Source organism: Faecalibacillus intestinalis (assembly GCF_015097455.1).
Classification (GTDB): domain Bacteria; phylum Bacillota_I; class Bacilli_A; order Erysipelotrichales; family Coprobacillaceae; genus Faecalibacillus; species Faecalibacillus intestinalis.
The window spans coordinates 551279-568488 of sequence record NZ_AP024085.1; the positions used below are offsets into that span (position 1 = coordinate 551279).

Below are 17210 nucleotides of genomic sequence, written 5' to 3' on the forward strand. Positions count from 1 at the left end.
CAAAGCATACTCTCTTTTTTAATGAATAATTTTTAAAACATCTTCTTCACTATTGATGTTAAAGATATTTAATGTAAGAACATTTAATTTTTCTAGCGATGTATTTGTGAGTTGTTTTTCTAAAGGACTTGATAAAGTTCCTAATTTCACTTTAAGCAGTTCTTTTAAAGTATTGAGTTTTCCTTTTTCAATTCCTTGATTTTCAAATCTTTGAAATAATTGATCCATTGCCTTACACATATTGATTTCATCTCCTTCTGGTAAATCTTCTCTTCTAATATTTGTACGTGTAAATGTTGCCGCCATCATGAAGCTTTCTGTTTCAATTTTACGATTTTCTCTTAATCCTTCATAACTTCCTGCAAACATACTTTGATTAATTTCTACGACATCTCTTAATCTTCGATTCATAAGCTTTCTTGCATCCATTGTTTTAAGGTCGATAACAGATAGTCTCCAATCATTGATATAAGGTTCCATCTCTGATGGTATACTTTTCAATGTTTCTGGCAAGTTCCATTCTTCATCTCCCGTATAGAACACAAAACTTCCTACTGGATAGACTTCTTTTTTATTATTTTATCTTTCTATTTTTCTCCTTTCAATGGACAAATAGTCCAAAAAAAGAAGTCCCTCAGGACTTCTTAAATACCTTTATCAAGTTTTATTTTTTCAATAATCTTTCTACTAAATCATCATTAACAATTTCATAACCATCAAAATGATAATCATATAACCCTTGACCTTGAGTAATAGAACGTAAATCAATCGCAAATTCTAATATTTCTACTTGAGGAATACGACAAACAAGTTTGATTAAACCATCGTCTAAACTATCAGTTTCAAGGACTTTACCACGTTTTTTATTAACATGTGACATCAAATCACCTAAATATTCTTCATCAATATAAATATTTAAAATGACATAAGGTTCTAATAAACATGGATCAAGATGTTTCATCGCTTCTTTAAAACACATCATAGTTGCTGTTTTAAAAGCTTGTTCACTTGAATCTACACTATGATAAGAACCATCTAATAAAGTAGCTTGTATACCTAAAACAGGATAATGACCAATAACTCCTTCTTTAACACTTTCAATCAATCCTTTTTCAACAGCAGGGAAATAAGCTTTTGGGACAGCCCCACCAAATACTTTTTCTTTAAATATATAAGATTGACTATAATCTTTTGTTGGTTCAAAAAGAATTTCTACTTCACCATATTGACCATGACCACCTGATTGTTTTTTAAACTTTGTACGTTGAGTATAACTTTTACGAATTGTTTCACGATAAGAAACTTTCATATCACTTAATTTAACATCAATTTTAAATTTAGATTTTAATTTAGCAACAACACTTTCTAAATGAATATCTCCAATACCATAAATACATTGTTGTTTTGTTTCATGATTATTTTCAAATTTTAGAGTTTGGTCTTCTTCTAATAATCTTGTAATACCACTAGCAATCTTTTCTTCATTTGCTTTACCAATAGGTTGAATAGCTTTACCATAATATGGTTTAGAAAAATGAATAGATTGGTATTTCATACGATAATCTAATGTACATAAAGTATCATTTGTTGAAGAATGAGAAAGCTTTGTCATACATCCAATATCACCAGCACATAATTCATCAACTTCAATAAGTTCTTTTCCTCTTTTTATGTAAAGTTTATTCACTTTTTCAACTTCATTTTTATTAACATTTAATAAAGACATTCCTGTTTGAATATGACCTGTACAAACTTTAAAAAGTGATTCTCTTCCTACAAAAGGATCAACAATTGTTTTAAAAATGAATAAAGAAGGTGGTAGACTTTCGTTAAAACCGATGATATCTTCTTCATGTGTATCAATATTTTCTACAATGATAGAATTACATGTATCACCTGCAGCAGGGAAGAAAGCAACCATTGAATTTAATAAAATTTGAATACCAATATTACTTGTTCCACATAAAACAGGAATCAATGTTTGATTCATAACTCCTTGACGTAAAGCCCAAGAAATTTCTTCTTTAGTAAAAGGTTCTTCATTTAGAAATTTTTCTAATAAATCATCATTTGTATTAGCGACAGCTTCATCAATCATTTCTTTGATAGGCATAACTTCATCCATCATATCTTCAGGAATAGGGAAAGGTTCTGTATGTTCTCCTTTAAAAATACGACCTTCCATTTTAGCTACGTTAATATAACCTATCATTTTATCATGATCCATGATAGGAACTTGAATTGGTGCAATTCCTTTACCATAGGCTTTTTTTAATTGATTTAATTTTTCTTTATAATTGGCATCTGGATTATCTAAGCCATTAATATAAATAATTTTAGCTTTATCTTTTGCTCTAAACATGGCTTGCTTTGTACCAATACTGATATCCTTATAAGAAGGAACAACAATGACAGCTGATTCTGCAACGTGTAAAGCAGCTTCTACTTCTCCTACATAATCAAAATTACCAGGAGTATCTAATAAATTAATTTTACAATGATCCCATTCTAAGGGAATAAGTGATAAATTAATTGAAGATTGACGTTTAATTTCTTCAACGTCATAGTCAGAAATAGTTGTTCCTTGACTAATAGTTCCTATTTGTTGAGAAATTCCTGCACGTTTTGTCATGGCTTCAATAATGCTTGTTTTTCCTGAACCAAGATGTCCTAAAACAGCTACATTTCCAATATTATTTGAGTGATATAAATTCATAGACATTCCCCTTTCTTATATAACTATTTATATTATACAATGATTTCTTTATATAAGAAAGCGGTTACAACAAAAAAGAATAACCTTAGTTATTCTCTAAAATATCTTGTATTGTTTTTTGATTTCCTTTGATTTGTCCTTGAACCATATTTGCTTTACCGCCGCCTTTGATTTCAAAGTGACCTTTTAACTTATTTAAAAGCTCTCTAGAGTCATTGTTACTTGCAATCATAAAACGATAATTATCATCTTTTCCTACAAAAATAGCTACATAATTAGAACACAATGGAAATAATTGATTTAAATAATATTGTTGTAAAGAACGATCTAGATCATTAGTAAAAATTAAATAATGATCTTGCTGAGGCAATGATTGTACTTGTTGATCAATTATTTGTTTTTTTAAGTTTGAAAGTTCTTGTTTTAATTGATTGTTTTCGTTTAAAAGTTGATCAATACCTTTTACAAGGTCATCAGGTGGTAATGAAAGCTTTTGAGAAATATTTATTGCTTGTATGTGCTTAGCTTGATAATCTACAAAAGCACGATGGCCACATACAAAATAGAGACGAATTCCATTTTTATGTTTCATAGCTTTTAATATTTTAATCATGCCAATTTCACTTGTTGAACGTACATGAGGGGCACAACAAGCGCAACAATCTACACCTTCGATTTCTACCAAACGAATTGCTTCATTGATTTCTTTTTTGCTTCGATAATCATAAAGATCAGCATCCTCTGGATAGAAACAATGAATGACTTTGTTATTTAAAATCACTTCATTGGCCTTAGCTTCTAATATCTGTAACTGTTGTTCATTTAAAAAGCCATTATAATCCGTTGTAATTTCATGGTCACTTAAATGAAAACCACTATTATCAAAACCAAACATACTTTTTACAAGTCCTGATAAAACATGTTCACCACTATGATTTTGCATATTATTATAACGATAATTGAAATCAATCTTTCCTTTAACACTTCCTGAAAGAGGAGCGTTGGTATAATGATGAATTTCTTGATTGATGATTTGTACATCAATGACTTCAACATCATTTAAAGTACCATGATCACAAGTTTGACCACCTTCTTCAGGAAAAAATAAAGTTTGGTCTAATACAATATCATAATCATTTTCTCTTTTTGTACATGTTATGACTTGAGCTTCAAAAATTGTCTGATAAGCATCTTTGTCATAAAGTTTAATTGTCATATTATCACATCCATTCTTTCAAATCATACCATATTTAAATAGATTTGATAATATTATACATAATACCGATTTCAATCAAAGTAACAAGTAAAGAAGTCCCTCCATAAGACATTAAAGGTAAAGTTACACCTGTAACAGGAAATAATCCAACAACGACCCCTAAGTTAATGATAGTTTGTATTCCAATCATGGAAGTCATACCGATCATTAAAAAACTTCCAAAGAGATCGTCTACTTTTTTTGCATAATTGAAACAAGTAATAAATAAGTAAGCATATAAAAGAATTAATAAAATCCCTCCTATAAAACCAAATTCTTCTAAATAAATAGCAAAAATAAAGTCTGTTTGTGGTTCTGGTAAATAAAAATGTTTTTGAATGCTTTGATCAAAACCACTTCCTAAAATTCCTCCAGGACCAATAGCATAGAGTGATTGAATCATTTGAAATCCTGATCCTAATGGATCTTGAAAAGGATCTAAAAAAGCAAAAATTCTTTTCATTCGATAAGGGGCAGAAATAATCATTAAAATAATCATTAAAATTCCAGATAGTCCTAAAAAAACAATATATCGAAACGGGAAAGGGGTAATAATAATCATTAAAAGAATACTGCAACACATGACAAAGCCACTTCCAAAATCGGGTTGTAACATAATAAGAAAAAAGCCGATTCCCATAACAATAAGTGGTTTTAAACAATAACGTAGTTTTTTCATTTGGTGATAATGATGGCTGATATAGTCACTGACATAAATAATAAGCGCTATTTTATAGATTTCAGAAGGCTGTAAGGCAAAAAGTCCTAAATTAAACCAACTTCTTGAACCACCTCTGACAATACCTACTCCAGGAATGAGTACTAGAACTAAAAGAATTGTAGCAAGAATAATAATTTTAAGACTATGTTTTTGATAGAGGTGATAATCTATTTTAGAAAAGAAAAAAAGTAAAAGAAGACCGACTATTACAAAAATAGCTTGTCTTTTAAAATAATAGAAGCTGTCATTTTCTTTATATTGCGCCCAAATATGTGAAGAACTATAGACCATTAATAAACCAATAGATAGAATAATAAATACAATAAGAAGTATTTTTCTTTTTTTCATAGTTACCACCGTTTTATTATATGTGAACTAATTAAAATTATTTTATAAAAAGTATATTTTTGATATATAATAAAGGCGAGAGGAATGTGATGTTTATGAAATTATTCTTAGTAGAAGATGCTACGATTTATATGATTTTATTACAAAAATTATTAGAAAATGACTTTCAAATCACATTATCAAAAAATATAGCTGACGCTAAAAAAATAATTGAAGATGAAGATTATCAATTTGATGTTATGTTAATTGATTTAATTATGCCAGGGACAATGGATTTGATTAGACAAATAAAAAAGAATAAAAGATTGTCACAAGTTCCTATTGTTGCTTTAACAGCAAGTGATAATCCTAAAGATTTAATACAAGCTTTTGATTATGGTATCTATGATTGTATTCAAAAGCCTATTTATGAAGAAGTAGTTTTACAAAGAGTAAAAAATGCAGCAAGTAATTATTTAAGATTGAAAGAATTAAAGAAATTACGAGAATCTTTAATGAATAATCAACAAATTGATGATTTAACAAAGATATATAAATTTGATACTGCTAAATGGCTTATTGATGAAAAATTAGATGAAAATAAAACAGGCCAAAAAATTTTGTTTGTATTTAAGCTAAATGGTTTAGAAGAAGTGTACAAACAAGAAGGAAGTCATCGAGGAGATGAATTAGTAAAAGAAATGAGTGATTTCATTTCGATGAATTTTAAAAATATAGATATATTAGGGCGTGTTGATCAAGATGAATTTGTATGTTTTGTTAATCATATGATGTCTAAGGAACTTGCTTATGTAAGAAAAGAAGAACTTCTAAGAATGTTTTCACAAAAGAAATTATCTGATATTTCTGAAAATATGGATTTACAAATAGGATATTGTAGAACTTGTGAAACTGTAAATTATGAAAAAATGTATCAAGCAGCTAAAAAGATGTTAACGAAATAAGAAAATTATTTCGTTTTTTTATTTTTTAAAAGAAAAAATGATTTTTGTTGTCTATATAAATAATGAAGGGAGAAACTATGGAAACAAAAATCAAATCTAAAAGAATTACCGATTTTAAAAATGATCTTGTCTTTAAATTTATGTTGAGTGATCTCAATGATTCTCGCTGTTATTATTTACTTAAAGTCATTATTGAAGGAATCACTGGTATTAAATGTCAGGAACTTTTTGTCTTAAATAGTGAAGTCAATCCTGAACATCTAAGTGATAAAGATATGGTTTTAGATGTCTGAGTGAAAACTGATGAAGGAAAATTAATCGACATTGAAATGCAAAACAGTGCACTTACTAAAGAAGTTCATTATCGTTTTCAAATCTATGGAGCAAGAATGATAGATCATCAAGTCAATCGAGGAGATCTCTTATACAGTGAAAATGTCCATGAAGTCTATACCATTCTCTTTGTCAATGATATTGACAGAGACAATCTTCTCTTGATCGATACCTACATGCCACGTAATCAACTAAACCATGTCAGAAAGTATAATCTGCTTACCCATCATAATGTCTATCTTCCATTTATTGATGCTGTTGTAAGAGAAAAAGGGCTTAAGAATCTAAGCAAGATAGAATTAGCTATTTATACTTTATATCATGGGATAACAGATGATATAATGGCATTAAACAGTGAGGTGGTTATCATGATGAAAGAAAAGATGGATCAGTTCAATGAAGATGAAGAACTTGTATTAGCAGCGAGTAAAAGACAGCTTGTCAAGATACAACATCATCAAGAGAAAGTAAGAATACGACAAGAAGGGAAAGAAGAAGGCTTAAAAGAAGGAGAACTTTTGAAAGCTAAAGAAAATACATTGATGCTTTTTAAAAGTAAATATCCTCAAGAAGATATTTTAATGTTAGAAAATTTAACATTGTCACAGTATAATGAGATTTTTAAAGCATTAATAGAAAACAAAGATTTACAAATAATTAAAGAAATGATTAAATGATACAAAAACGGATATCTCATGAGATATCCGCTATTTTTATTTATGAGTACCAGGTCCGGCTTTAACAACAGTACTAGGTAAATCATATTTTTTAAAATTTTCTTGGAACATTTTTGTAAGTTTTTTAGCTGTTTTATCATATTCGCGTTTGTTTGACCAAGTATTTTTAGGGTTCAACATTTCTGCTGGAACACCTGGACAACTTCTTGGGATTTTTAGATTAAAGAATGGTTCTTTGACATATTCCACAAAATCTAAGTCACCATTTAAAGCAGCATTGATCATTGCACGTGTATATTTTAATGGAATACGATGCCCTTTACCATAAGAGCCACCAGTCCATCCAGTGTTGATCAAGAAAACATTAGCTCCTGATTTTTCTACACGACGTCCAAATTGTTGAGCATATAAAGCTGTATCTAATGGGAAAAATGGTTCTCCAAAACATGTTGAAAATGTTGCTTCTGGTTCAGTAACACCATTTTCAGTTCCAGCAAGTTTGCTTGTATAACCTGAAACAAAGTGATAGATAGCAGCGTTACGGTCAAGTTTAGAAATAGGTGGTAAAACTCCAAAAGCATCTGCTGCTAAAAAGAAAATAGTACGTGGAATAGGTCCAACTCCTGATGAAACAGTATTTGGAATATAATCAATTGGATAACCAACACGTGTATTTTCTGTGATAGAACCATCATCAAAATTAATAATACGTGTATCTTCAAATAATTTAACATTTTCTGTTACAGCACCAAAACGGATGGCATTCCAAATTTCAGGTTCATGTTCTTTTGAAAGGTTGATACATTTAGCGTAGCATCCACCTTCAAAGTTGAAGATTGTATTTCTAGACCAACCATGTTCATCATCACCAATTAATCGTCTGTTTGGATCGGCTGAAAGTGTTGTTTTTCCAGTTCCTGATAATCCAAAGAATAAAGCTGTATCACCGTCGATTCCCATATTGGCAGAACAATGCATTGTAAAAATCTTCTTTTGTGGAAGTAAATAGTTCATAACACAGAAGACAGATTTTTTGATTTCTCCAGAATACCCTGTGCCCGCAATTAAAATAATTTGTTTTTCAAAATTGATCATAATAGCGGCTTCACTATTTAATCCTAATTTTTTATAATCTACTTTACATCCAGGAGCAACTAAAATCAAAAAGTCTTCTTTAAAATCTTTTAATTGTTCCTTTTTAGGTCGAATAAGTAAGTTTCTAATAAATAAATTTTGACTTGCTTTTTCATTGATAACTCTAAAACCATATTGATATTTACGATTAGCTCCTGCAAAGCCATCAAAAATATATAAATCTTTATCATTTAAATATTGAATCATTTGATCATAAACTTGGTCAAAAACTTCTGCTGAAACAGGACGATTAACATTTCCCCAAGCAATTAAATCATGAACAGCAGGTGTATCAACAATATATTTATCATCTGGAGAACGACCAGTTCTTTCTCCAGTTTCTATACATAAAGCACCAGCACGTGAAAGTCTTCCTTCTTTATGAAGTAAAGCTTTTTCTACAAGCGCACCAGGCGGATTGTTTCTAAAAATGTTTCCTGTATGATTAAAACCATATTTTTCGATATTCAATGTATCCATAATATACCTCCTTTGGATTCCCTACATATAATGATACAAAAAAAATGTTATAAAATCCATAGAAAGCGCTTACTTTTTTTAATAAATGACGCTAATGTCAAAATGAGTTTGTTGAAAATGTACAGTTTATAAGGCTTTTAGAGTATTTTTTAATAAAAAAACACATTAGAAACATAACTAATGTATTTTTAGGATAATAATCATAAACAAATAAAAAAGATCATTTAGGGGAATGATCTTCTTTATTTATATATAGGGAATCGAGTAATAAAAAATTAATATATTGGGAAACTATTACTGAAAATCGTAAAATATATGAGAGATATAAATATTATGGGATATCTCTTTAATTTACATTTCATTTTTTATTACACATTTATTATAGCGAAATATGACGAATTGAGTAGAGACAAATATCCTAAAAAGGATTGTAAGTATTTGTGCAATGTGCACAAATAGTGTAAAATAGATGGTGGTGATGATATGGGATTTACAATAGATGATGCTTTAAGAGAATTTAAAAAGAATTATAAAATGACATTACTTGCAGGTGAGGATGGATGTTCTAATGCCATGACCTGGGTACAAATGGTCGAAGATAAAACGATTTTACAACAACTTTGGGGTAAAGAACTAGTTGTAACAACAGGTCTAGGATTTCAAAGCCAAAAGAAATTAAAAGAATTCATTGAACAACTTGTTAAATATCATAGTGTGGGACTTGTTATCAATACGGGAAAATATATTTTTGATATCGATCAAGAAATTATTGATTATTGTAATGAATTAAGTTTTCCTTTGTTAGTGGTTCCTTGGGAAGTGCATATTGCTGATATGATCAAAGATTTTTCATATCATTGTTTACGTGCAGAAAGAGATGATAAGTATATTAATCAAACTGTTATGGACACACTGATTAATCCAGCAATTATTGAAGAGTCTAGAAATAAATTAGCAGGTGATTTTGATGTGGAAAATGATTTTCAAGTAATGGCTATTTCTGTAGAAACCGATGAAGAATTAGGCATGATGGAAAGAAGAAGTATTAAGTTTCAGCTAGAATTATGTTTTGAAAAAGTTGAAGGAAATTATAGTTTTTTCTGGTTTGATGGTTATTATATTATGATTTTTAATAACTTAGAAGATAGTGCTCTTGTAGAAGTTATTAATGAAATGTATAAAAGAGCTAAAAAACGTTTGCATTATACATTACATTTAGGAATTGGCTCAAAGATGGTGGATTTTAGAAATATGATTTTAAGTTATAAAAGGGCTATTGCAGCTTGTAAGATGGCTAAACAATTTAATTATCCACAAATTTATTTTGATGATATGGGTGTTTATCAATTATTGTTTATTATTGAAGATCAAGGTATTTTAAGACAAATGTATCGTAGTATGTTAGGTGTTTTGATAGATTATGATCAAAAGCATAATACTCAATTAGAAGAGACTCTTTATCAATATTTAAAATTCGATAGTAATCAAAAAGCTATGGCTGAAAGCTTATATATGCATCGTAATACTATCAATTATCGACTTAATAAGATAAAAGAACTGACAGAATGTCAATTGGATTCATTTGAAGAAAAAATGCCGTATATGTTAGCTTTTTATATTAAAGAAATTGTAGAAAAAAAGAAGAAATAGCGGAAAGCTGTTAGCTTCTTTTTTTATTTGATAAAAAGTTTAGCAAATAAAAATGAAAGCGCTAACTTTTTAGTGAATGTTGGTCATTTATATGTTATAATAAATGACATAAAGGGGAGATAAATATATGTTTGATAATTTTTTAATTCACACTTTCCATGATGGAAATTGTTTACAAGCTTATAAAATATTTGGTGCACATTTTGAAACTCATGAGGGTAAAAAAGGTGTACGTTTTACAACATATGCGCCGAATGCTAGAAGTGCACAAGTTGTAGGAGAATTTAACCAATGGGGTGAAACACCTTGTTATATGGAAAGATATAATAATGGTGGTATTTATACAATATTTGTTGAAGGTGTCAAAGAATTTGACATGTACAAGTTTAGATTTGAAACTCCTCAAGGAGATATTATTGATAAAGCAGATCCATATGCTTATTTTAGTGAGTTAAGACCAGGAACTGCTTCAAAAGTTTATAACATGGAAGGTTATCGTTGGCATGATAGCAAATGGATAAAAAATAGAACTAAAAATTATGATTGCCCACTTAATATATATGAAGCTTCTCTTGGTTCATGGAAAATGAAGCGAGAAAGTGAAGGTGAAGGGGACGATGGTGAATATTATTCTTATGAAGAATTAATAGATGAAATTATTCCCTATGTAAAAAAGATGGGCTATACACATTTAGAAGTTATGCCACTTACTGAATTCCCATTTGATGGTTCTTGGGGATATCAAGCAACTGGTTTTTATAGTGCAACATCGAGATATGGTCAACCTAAACAATTAATGAAATTTATTGATGCCTGCCACCAAGAAGGCATTGGTGTTATTATGGACTTTGTGCCAGCACATTTCGTTAAAGATTCACATGGATTACATATGTATGATGGTGGATTTGTTTATGATTATAATGATTATAATCGTCGTTATAGTCCATGGGATAGTGTTTATTTTGATTTAGGTAAAAATGAAGTAAGAAGTTTCTTATTATCTTCTGTAGAATTCTTTGCAACATATTATCATATTGATGGTTTTAGATTTGATGCTGTAAGTAATCTTATTTATTATGAAGGTAATAAAAACTTAGGTGAAAATATTGGTGCTATGGAATGGATGAAACGTTTAAATGGACATATGTCTGGGTATCATCCAACTGTGATGATGATTGCAGAAGATTCAACAGATTATCCAGGTGTTACTAAACCAGTGGGTGAACATGGTTTAGGATTTGATTATAAATGGGATTTAGGTTGGATGAATGATACATTGAAATACTTCCAAGAAGATCCTGTTTATCGTCAATATGATAGTCGCTTTATTACTTTTTCAATGGCTTATTTCTATTCTGAAAGATTCTTACTTGAGTTTTCGCATGATGAAGTTGTTCATGGTAAAGCGACGATTATTAATAAAATGTGGGGATTACATGGAGATAAATTGGCACAAGTAAAAGCATTGTATGTTTATATGATGTTACATCCTGGTAAGAAATTGAACTTTATGGGAAATGAACTTGCTGAATATAAAGAATGGGATGAATCTAAATCTTTAGGATGGGATATTTTAAAATATCCTGATCATGATGCATTCCATCATTTCGCTCAAAAACTCAATGAAATTTATTTGAAATATCCAGCTTTATATGAAATGGATTATGATTTAAAAGGCTTTGAATGGCTTGTTGTTGATGATCATGATCAATGTGTTTTCGCAATTGAAAGAAAAGATAAAGCAGGAAATGCGATTATCGCAGTGATGAATTTTGTTGGTAATACGCATGAAAAATACAAAGTACCAGTTAATATTGAAGGAAGTTATAAAGAAATTTTAAATACAGATCAAGCTGTATATTCTGGAAAGAATATCGTTAATCCAAGAGCAATTCGCTCTAAGAAAACAAAACCAAATGAAAAAACAAAATTGTTAAATAAAGATCATTATATTGAAGTAAAATTAGCACCATTTAGTGCATGTATCTTTGAAGTGAAACCTAAAAAAGGAACAACAAAGAAAACAACAAAGAAAACAAAAAGAGTAATTAAGAAAACAAAATAAGTTGTTCATAAAATAGAGCATCCGTAGTTTAGATACTCTATTTTATTTGGAAAAAGTAAGATTTTATCAATGTAAAAATATTTTTATGAGTGACAATCTACTAAAAATAAAGTATGATGGTCACGTAAGAGTAATATTGAGGAGACGGGAAAATGTTTAAAAACAAAGAAGAATTTAAATTTGAATTTTCAAGAAGAATTATTGAGTCTTATGGGCGTACTGTAGAAGAAGCCCATATTACTGAAAAATTCATGGTTCTTGAAACAATGGTTAGAGATTATGCATCAGTTAACTGGGCAGCAAGTAAAGCTGTTGTTCAAAATAATGAACAAAAACAAATGCATTATTTCTCAATGGAATTTTTAATGGGAAGATTATTAGTTAATAATATGATGAATCTAGGAATCTATGAAATCGCTAAAGAAGGTTTAGAAGATTATGGAATCAACATTCATGATTTAGAAGAATTAGAAAGTGATGCTGGTTTAGGTAATGGGGGACTTGGACGTTTAGCTGCATGCTTTATGGATTCACTTGCTTCATTAGATTATCCAGGACATGGAAATACAATTCGTTATGAATATGGTTTATTTAAACAAAAAATTGAAAATGGTTATCAAGTAGAATTACCTGATCAATGGATGAAAACAGGATTTATGTGGGAAGTACGTAAACCTAAACATAGAGTTCCGGTCAAATTCTTCGGTAAAGTAATTTGGGATGAAAATGAAGGTAAATGGAAACATGTAGATGCTGAAACAATTTACGCAGTCCCTTATGACGTACCAGTCATTGGAAATGATACAGTAAATACAAATACTTTGCGTTTATGGTCAGCTGAACCAAGTGAAGATTTCCCAAGTAATCATGATTTCCAAAGATATATCGAAGATGTAAGAAGTATCTGTCAAAACTTATATCCAGATGATTCTACACCAGCAGGAAAAATGTTACGTTTAAAACAAGAATATTTCTTCTGTTCTGCAGGTATCCAAGCAATCATCAAAGCACACTTAAGAAATTATCCATCATTAGATAATTTCCATGAAAAACATGTTATTCAATTAAATGATACACATCCAGTATTATGTATTCCTGAATTCATGCGTTTATTAATTGATGATCATGGTTATGAATGGCAAGATGCCTGGGATATTTGTACACAAACATTTGCTTATACAAACCATACGATCTTAGCTGAAGCTTTAGAAACTTGGCCAATTAGTACAATGCAAACATTATTACCACGTGTATATCAAATCATTGAAGAAATTCATCGTCGTTTTGTAGGTTTTGCTAAAGAAGTAAGTAATCATGATCAAAATTTAGTTGATCGTACAATGATTTTAAGAGATGGTACTGTTTATATGGCAAGACTTGCAATTGCTGGAAGCTTTAGTGTCAATGGAGTAGCAAGACTTCATACAGATATCTTAAAAGAAAGAGAATTACATGATTTCAATGTACTTTATCCAAATAAATTTAATAATAAAACAAATGGGGTTACTCATCGTCGTTGGTTAGCTTATTGTAATCCACAATTAAGTGAATTAATTAATGAAACAATTGGTAAAGGATGGATCAAAAAACCAGCTCAATTAGAAAACTTAATGGAACATGTTGATGATCCAATTTTACAAAATCGTTTCTTAGCAGTTAAAAAAGAAAGAAAACAAATCTTAGCTGATTATATTAAAAAACATAATGGTATTGAAGTAGATGTTGATAGTATTTTTGATGTTCAAGTTAAGAGATTACATGCATATAAAAGACAATTATTAAATATTTTACATGTTATTTATTTATATCAAGAAATGAAATCTAATCCCGATTTCCGTATTTATCCACATACTTTCATCTTTGGAGCAAAAGCAGCAAGTGCTTATTACTTCGCTAAAAAAGTTATTAAATTAATTAATGCAGTTGGAGATGTAGTTAATAATGATCCTGAAACAAATAAATACTTAAAAGTTGTTTTCTTAGAAAACTATGGAGTTACTTTAGCAGAAAAAATCATGCCTGCAGCTGATGTTTCAGAACAAATCTCTACAGCTGGTAAAGAAGCAAGTGGTACTGGTAATATGAAATTCATGATGAATGGAGCTATTACTATAGGTACTTTAGATGGAGCTAACGTAGAAATTTCTGAATTAGTAGGATTAGATAATTGTGAAATCTTTGGTTTAAAAGATGAAGAAGTGAAGAATTTAAAAGCGAATAATCAATATCGTGCATGGGATTATTATAATAATGATTTAAAAATCCGTCGTGCTATCGATTCATTAACTAATGGTACTTTCTCAAGTAATCCAGAAGAATTTAAAATTATTCATGATGAATTAATGAATAAAAATGATGAATACTTCTTATTAGCTGATTTCGAATCATATGCTAATGCACAAAGACATGTTGTAGAATTATATCAAGATCGTGCTAAATGGGCTAGAATTTGCTTAGTAAATATTGCTAAGAGTGGATTCTTCTCATCTGATCGTACAATTGAACAATATGTAGAAGATATTTGGCATTTAGAAAAATGTAAATTTTAATTATAAAAGCTCAAGGTCTTAGGACTTTGAGCTTTTCTTTAATATATATTTACTTTTGATAAAACGATAAGGTTCCATAAAATCACGCATTTCTTTAGCGTCAACTTCTTCATGATTAACAAATCTTTGAAAAAAAGATTTGTTTTTTTCTGTCACAGCTTTAATTTCATCGATTGCTTCTTCTAAATGATGTTCTTTAAAGAAGTTGATGTAATACTCTTCGGTTTTACTTGCCATATCTTCCTTATTTAATAAGACCCAATTTTCTTGATGAACAACATCAATCAAATTGATCAATGTTCTAGCAGCTTGTTCTTGATCAATCATTTTTTTTCACCTCGTTTTTTATTATAGCATAAAATAATAAGTTGTGTTATAATGCTAAAAAACGATGAAAAAGAGGTACTTATGATGAATAAACCAGTAATTGCGATTGTTCCTTTATATGATCAAGAAAGAGATAGTTTATGGATGCATCCAGGGTATATGGATGGGGTTATTGAAGCAGGTGGTATTCCTGTTATGCTTTCTTTAGTTAATGATGATGTTTCTTTAAAAAAAACGGCTCATTATTTTGATGGATTTATTTTTGCGGGAGGGGATGATTTAAATCCTGAACTTTATCATCAAGCAAAAGCAGAATATTGCGGAAAATTAAATCAAAAAAGAGATGAAATGGAACCAAAGCTATTAAAATATGTTTTAGAGGCCGATAAGCCTGTTTTAGGAATATGTAGAGGTATTCAGTTATTAAATGCATGTTTAGGTGGAACACTCTATCAAGATTTAGATCAACAATTTCATCCTACATGTATTCATCGACAACCTGCTCCTTATGATCATCCAAGTCACCAAGTAAAAATTGTTGAAAATACACCTTTAAAAGACATCTTAAATCAAGAAACTTTAATGGTGAATAGTTGTCATCATCAAGCTATTTGTCAACTTGCTCCAGCATTAAAGCCAATGGCTTATTCTGATGATGGATTAGTAGAAGCTGTTTATCTACCAGATAAAAAGTATGTGATAGGATATCAATGGCATTCAGAAATGATTTATAAAAAAAGTGATGATCATTTAAAACTATTTAAAGATTTTGTGGATAATTGCAAAAAATAATTATAAAAAATTATAAAAAGCTATAAAAACAGTAAATGTGTATTGACTTTATGCTGATATATTAGTATAATGAACAAGCTTTAAGTTAATAAAAAGCAAGGGATGGTTCCTTGGCCAAGTTGGTAAGGCAACAGACTGCAACTCTGTCATCATCGGTTCGAGTCCGGTAGGAACCTCCATTTGTGAAAATGCGCTAGTAGCTCAACTGGATAGAGTGCTTGACTACGGATCAAGAGGTTGTGGGTTCGATTCCTGCCTAGCGCGCCATTTTTTTCGGGAAGTAGCACAGCTTGGTAGTGCACCTGGTTTGGGACCAGGGGGTCGCAGGTTCAAATCCTGTCTTCCCGACCATTTATAAAAATTGGGGCCATAGCTCAGCTGGGAGAGCACCTGCCTTGCACGCAGGGGGTCAGCGGTTCGATCCCGCTTGGCTCCACCAATTTATTTATTACGGAGATTTACCCAAGTCTGGCTGAAGGGACTGGTCTTGAAAACCAGCAGAGGATTAACGTCCTGCGGGGGTTCGAATCCCTCAATCTCCGCCATTTTTATTTTTTGGTCTGGTAGTTCAGTTGGTTAGAATGCCGCCCTGTCACGGCGGAGGTCGCGGGTTCGAGTCCCGTCCAGACCGCCAATTAATGGTTCCGTAGCTCAGTCGGTAGAGCAGAGGACTGAAAATCCTCGTGTCGGTGGTTCGATTCCGCCCGGAACCACCATTTAAATAGATTACTGGTCTGGTAGTTCAGCTGGTTAGAATGCCGCCCTGTCACGGCGGAGGTCGCGGGTTCGAGTCCCGTCCAGACCGCCAGTAATTGTAATTAAGAGAGTCATTCATGACTCTTTTTTTGTTTATTAAGAATTTGAATGCGTGGGAAATAGCATATAAAAATTCATACTAAAATACCATGACATATTTGTGTGATCTGGTATAAATTTTTTTATCCTGCAATCATACAGTGGTTATTTGATTCTTCTCCTAGGATCATTGCATACAGGACATTCTATTTCAACTTCATCATGTTTACTGGACATTCTGTCTTCTTTTGCCAATTCACCAACGATCCAGTTAGGAACATTGGCAATATGGCCACAAGCAGTATGTTTCATTTTGATAAGTGTATCTTCTGCAATCATTGATGCATTTTTCACTGTAGAGTCTGTCATTAGGGGTACCTATGTATATTCACATTTCATAAGATTGCCACATGAACATAAAAGA

General features: G+C 30.5%; 14 protein-coding genes and 8 tRNA genes. 15 read left to right on the top strand and 7 right to left on the bottom strand.

All coding sequences use genetic code 11. The features are described 5' to 3' along the window. Positions 1–18 precede the first annotated feature (18 nt). The 4 genes from Fi14EGH31_RS02975 to ftsW form a co-directional block, all read right to left on the bottom strand. Positions 19–543 (bottom strand): hypothetical protein, encoded by a 525-nt coding sequence (locus Fi14EGH31_RS02975; protein WP_200765123.1) that lies wholly within the window; start codon positions 541–543, stop codon positions 19–21. 121 nt (positions 544–664) lie between these two features. Further along, entirely contained in the window at positions 665–2716 is a 2052-nt protein-coding gene (locus tag Fi14EGH31_RS02980; protein WP_200765124.1) for an elongation factor G, read from the bottom strand. A gap of 85 nt (positions 2717–2801) precedes the next feature. Then, positions 2802–3932 (bottom strand): alanyl-tRNA editing protein, encoded by a 1131-nt coding sequence (locus Fi14EGH31_RS02985; protein ID WP_117788877.1) that lies wholly within the window; start codon positions 3930–3932, stop codon positions 2802–2804. Between the two features lie 34 nt (positions 3933–3966). Next, entirely contained in the window at positions 3967–5040 is a 1074-nt protein-coding gene (gene ftsW / locus Fi14EGH31_RS02990; RefSeq protein ID WP_022001680.1) for a putative lipid II flippase FtsW, read from the bottom strand. 89 nt (positions 5041–5129) lie between these two features. Between ftsW and Fi14EGH31_RS02995 the strand changes: the two genes are divergently transcribed. The 3 genes from Fi14EGH31_RS02995 (at position 5130) to Fi14EGH31_RS03005 (ending at position 6994) form a co-directional block, all read left to right on the top strand. After that, positions 5130–5984 (top strand): response regulator, encoded by an 855-nt coding sequence (locus tag Fi14EGH31_RS02995; protein ID WP_117575505.1) that lies wholly within the window; start codon positions 5130–5132, stop codon positions 5982–5984. A gap of 77 nt (positions 5985–6061) precedes the next feature. Next, positions 6062–6277, top strand: a complete 216-nt coding sequence (locus Fi14EGH31_RS03000) for a hypothetical protein (RefSeq protein WP_107030435.1) — start codon at positions 6062–6064, stop codon at positions 6275–6277. Then, positions 6278–6994 (top strand): hypothetical protein, encoded by a 717-nt coding sequence (locus tag Fi14EGH31_RS03005; protein WP_107030434.1) that lies wholly within the window; start codon positions 6278–6280, stop codon positions 6992–6994. A gap of 36 nt (positions 6995–7030) precedes the next feature. Here Fi14EGH31_RS03005 and pckA read toward each other — a convergent pair whose 3' ends face one another. Beyond that, on the bottom strand, positions 7031–8608 hold the full coding sequence (pckA, locus tag Fi14EGH31_RS03010; protein WP_107030433.1) for a phosphoenolpyruvate carboxykinase (ATP): 1578 nt from the start codon (positions 8606–8608) through the stop codon (positions 7031–7033). Positions 8609–9091: 483 nt separating this feature from the next. Here pckA and Fi14EGH31_RS03015 point away from each other — a divergent pair, with 483 nt between their 5' ends. The 3 genes from Fi14EGH31_RS03015 to Fi14EGH31_RS03025 all read left to right on the top strand — a co-directional run bounded on the left by Fi14EGH31_RS03015 (position 9092) and on the right by Fi14EGH31_RS03025 (position 14872). Further along, positions 9092–10258 (top strand): PucR family transcriptional regulator, encoded by a 1167-nt coding sequence (locus Fi14EGH31_RS03015; protein ID WP_107030432.1) that lies wholly within the window; start codon positions 9092–9094, stop codon positions 10256–10258. Between the two features lie 127 nt (positions 10259–10385). Continuing rightward, positions 10386–12323, top strand: a complete 1938-nt coding sequence (gene glgB / locus Fi14EGH31_RS03020) for a 1,4-alpha-glucan branching protein GlgB (protein WP_200765125.1) — start codon at positions 10386–10388, stop codon at positions 12321–12323. A gap of 152 nt (positions 12324–12475) precedes the next feature. Further along, a complete protein-coding gene (locus tag Fi14EGH31_RS03025) occupies positions 12476–14872 on the top strand; it encodes a glycogen/starch/alpha-glucan phosphorylase (RefSeq protein ID WP_117575512.1) in 2397 nt (798 codons plus the stop codon). Positions 14873–14890: 18 nt separating this feature from the next. On the opposite strand, the gene Fi14EGH31_RS03030 is transcribed toward Fi14EGH31_RS03025, so the two are convergent. Then, positions 14891–15199 (bottom strand): hypothetical protein, encoded by a 309-nt coding sequence (locus tag Fi14EGH31_RS03030; RefSeq protein WP_022001056.1) that lies wholly within the window; start codon positions 15197–15199, stop codon positions 14891–14893. 81 nt (positions 15200–15280) lie between these two features. On the opposite strand from Fi14EGH31_RS03030, the gene Fi14EGH31_RS03035 reads away from it, so the two are divergent. The 9 genes from Fi14EGH31_RS03035 to Fi14EGH31_RS03075 all read left to right on the top strand — a co-directional run bounded on the left by Fi14EGH31_RS03035 (position 15281) and on the right by Fi14EGH31_RS03075 (position 16799). Further along, the gene (locus Fi14EGH31_RS03035) at positions 15281–15991 is read left to right on the top strand and encodes a gamma-glutamyl-gamma-aminobutyrate hydrolase family protein (protein WP_200765126.1); all 711 of its coding nucleotides are present in this window, start codon (positions 15281–15283) and stop codon (positions 15989–15991) included. 104 nt (positions 15992–16095) lie between these two features. Continuing rightward, positions 16096–16170, top strand: a tRNA-Cys gene (locus Fi14EGH31_RS03040). An 11-nt stretch (positions 16171–16181) separates the two neighbouring features. Continuing rightward, positions 16182–16258 (top strand) — tRNA-Arg (locus Fi14EGH31_RS03045). Positions 16259–16265: 7 nt separating this feature from the next. Further along, a tRNA-Pro gene (locus Fi14EGH31_RS03050) sits at positions 16266–16342 on the top strand. Positions 16343–16354: 12 nt separating this feature from the next. Continuing rightward, positions 16355–16430, top strand: a tRNA-Ala gene (locus Fi14EGH31_RS03055). A 13-nt stretch (positions 16431–16443) separates the two neighbouring features. Further along, a tRNA-Ser gene (locus Fi14EGH31_RS03060) sits at positions 16444–16536 on the top strand. Between the two features lie 12 nt (positions 16537–16548). Then, positions 16549–16625, top strand: a tRNA-Asp gene (locus Fi14EGH31_RS03065). 6 nt (positions 16626–16631) lie between these two features. Further along, a tRNA-Phe gene (locus Fi14EGH31_RS03070) sits at positions 16632–16707 on the top strand. Between the two features lie 15 nt (positions 16708–16722). Continuing rightward, positions 16723–16799, top strand: a tRNA-Asp gene (locus Fi14EGH31_RS03075). Between the two features lie 152 nt (positions 16800–16951). Here the strand turns inward: Fi14EGH31_RS03075 and Fi14EGH31_RS03080 are convergent. Further along, the gene (locus Fi14EGH31_RS03080) at positions 16952–17155 is read right to left on the bottom strand and encodes a hypothetical protein (protein WP_117482179.1); all 204 of its coding nucleotides are present in this window, start codon (positions 17153–17155) and stop codon (positions 16952–16954) included. Positions 17156–17210: the final 55 nt, after the last annotated feature.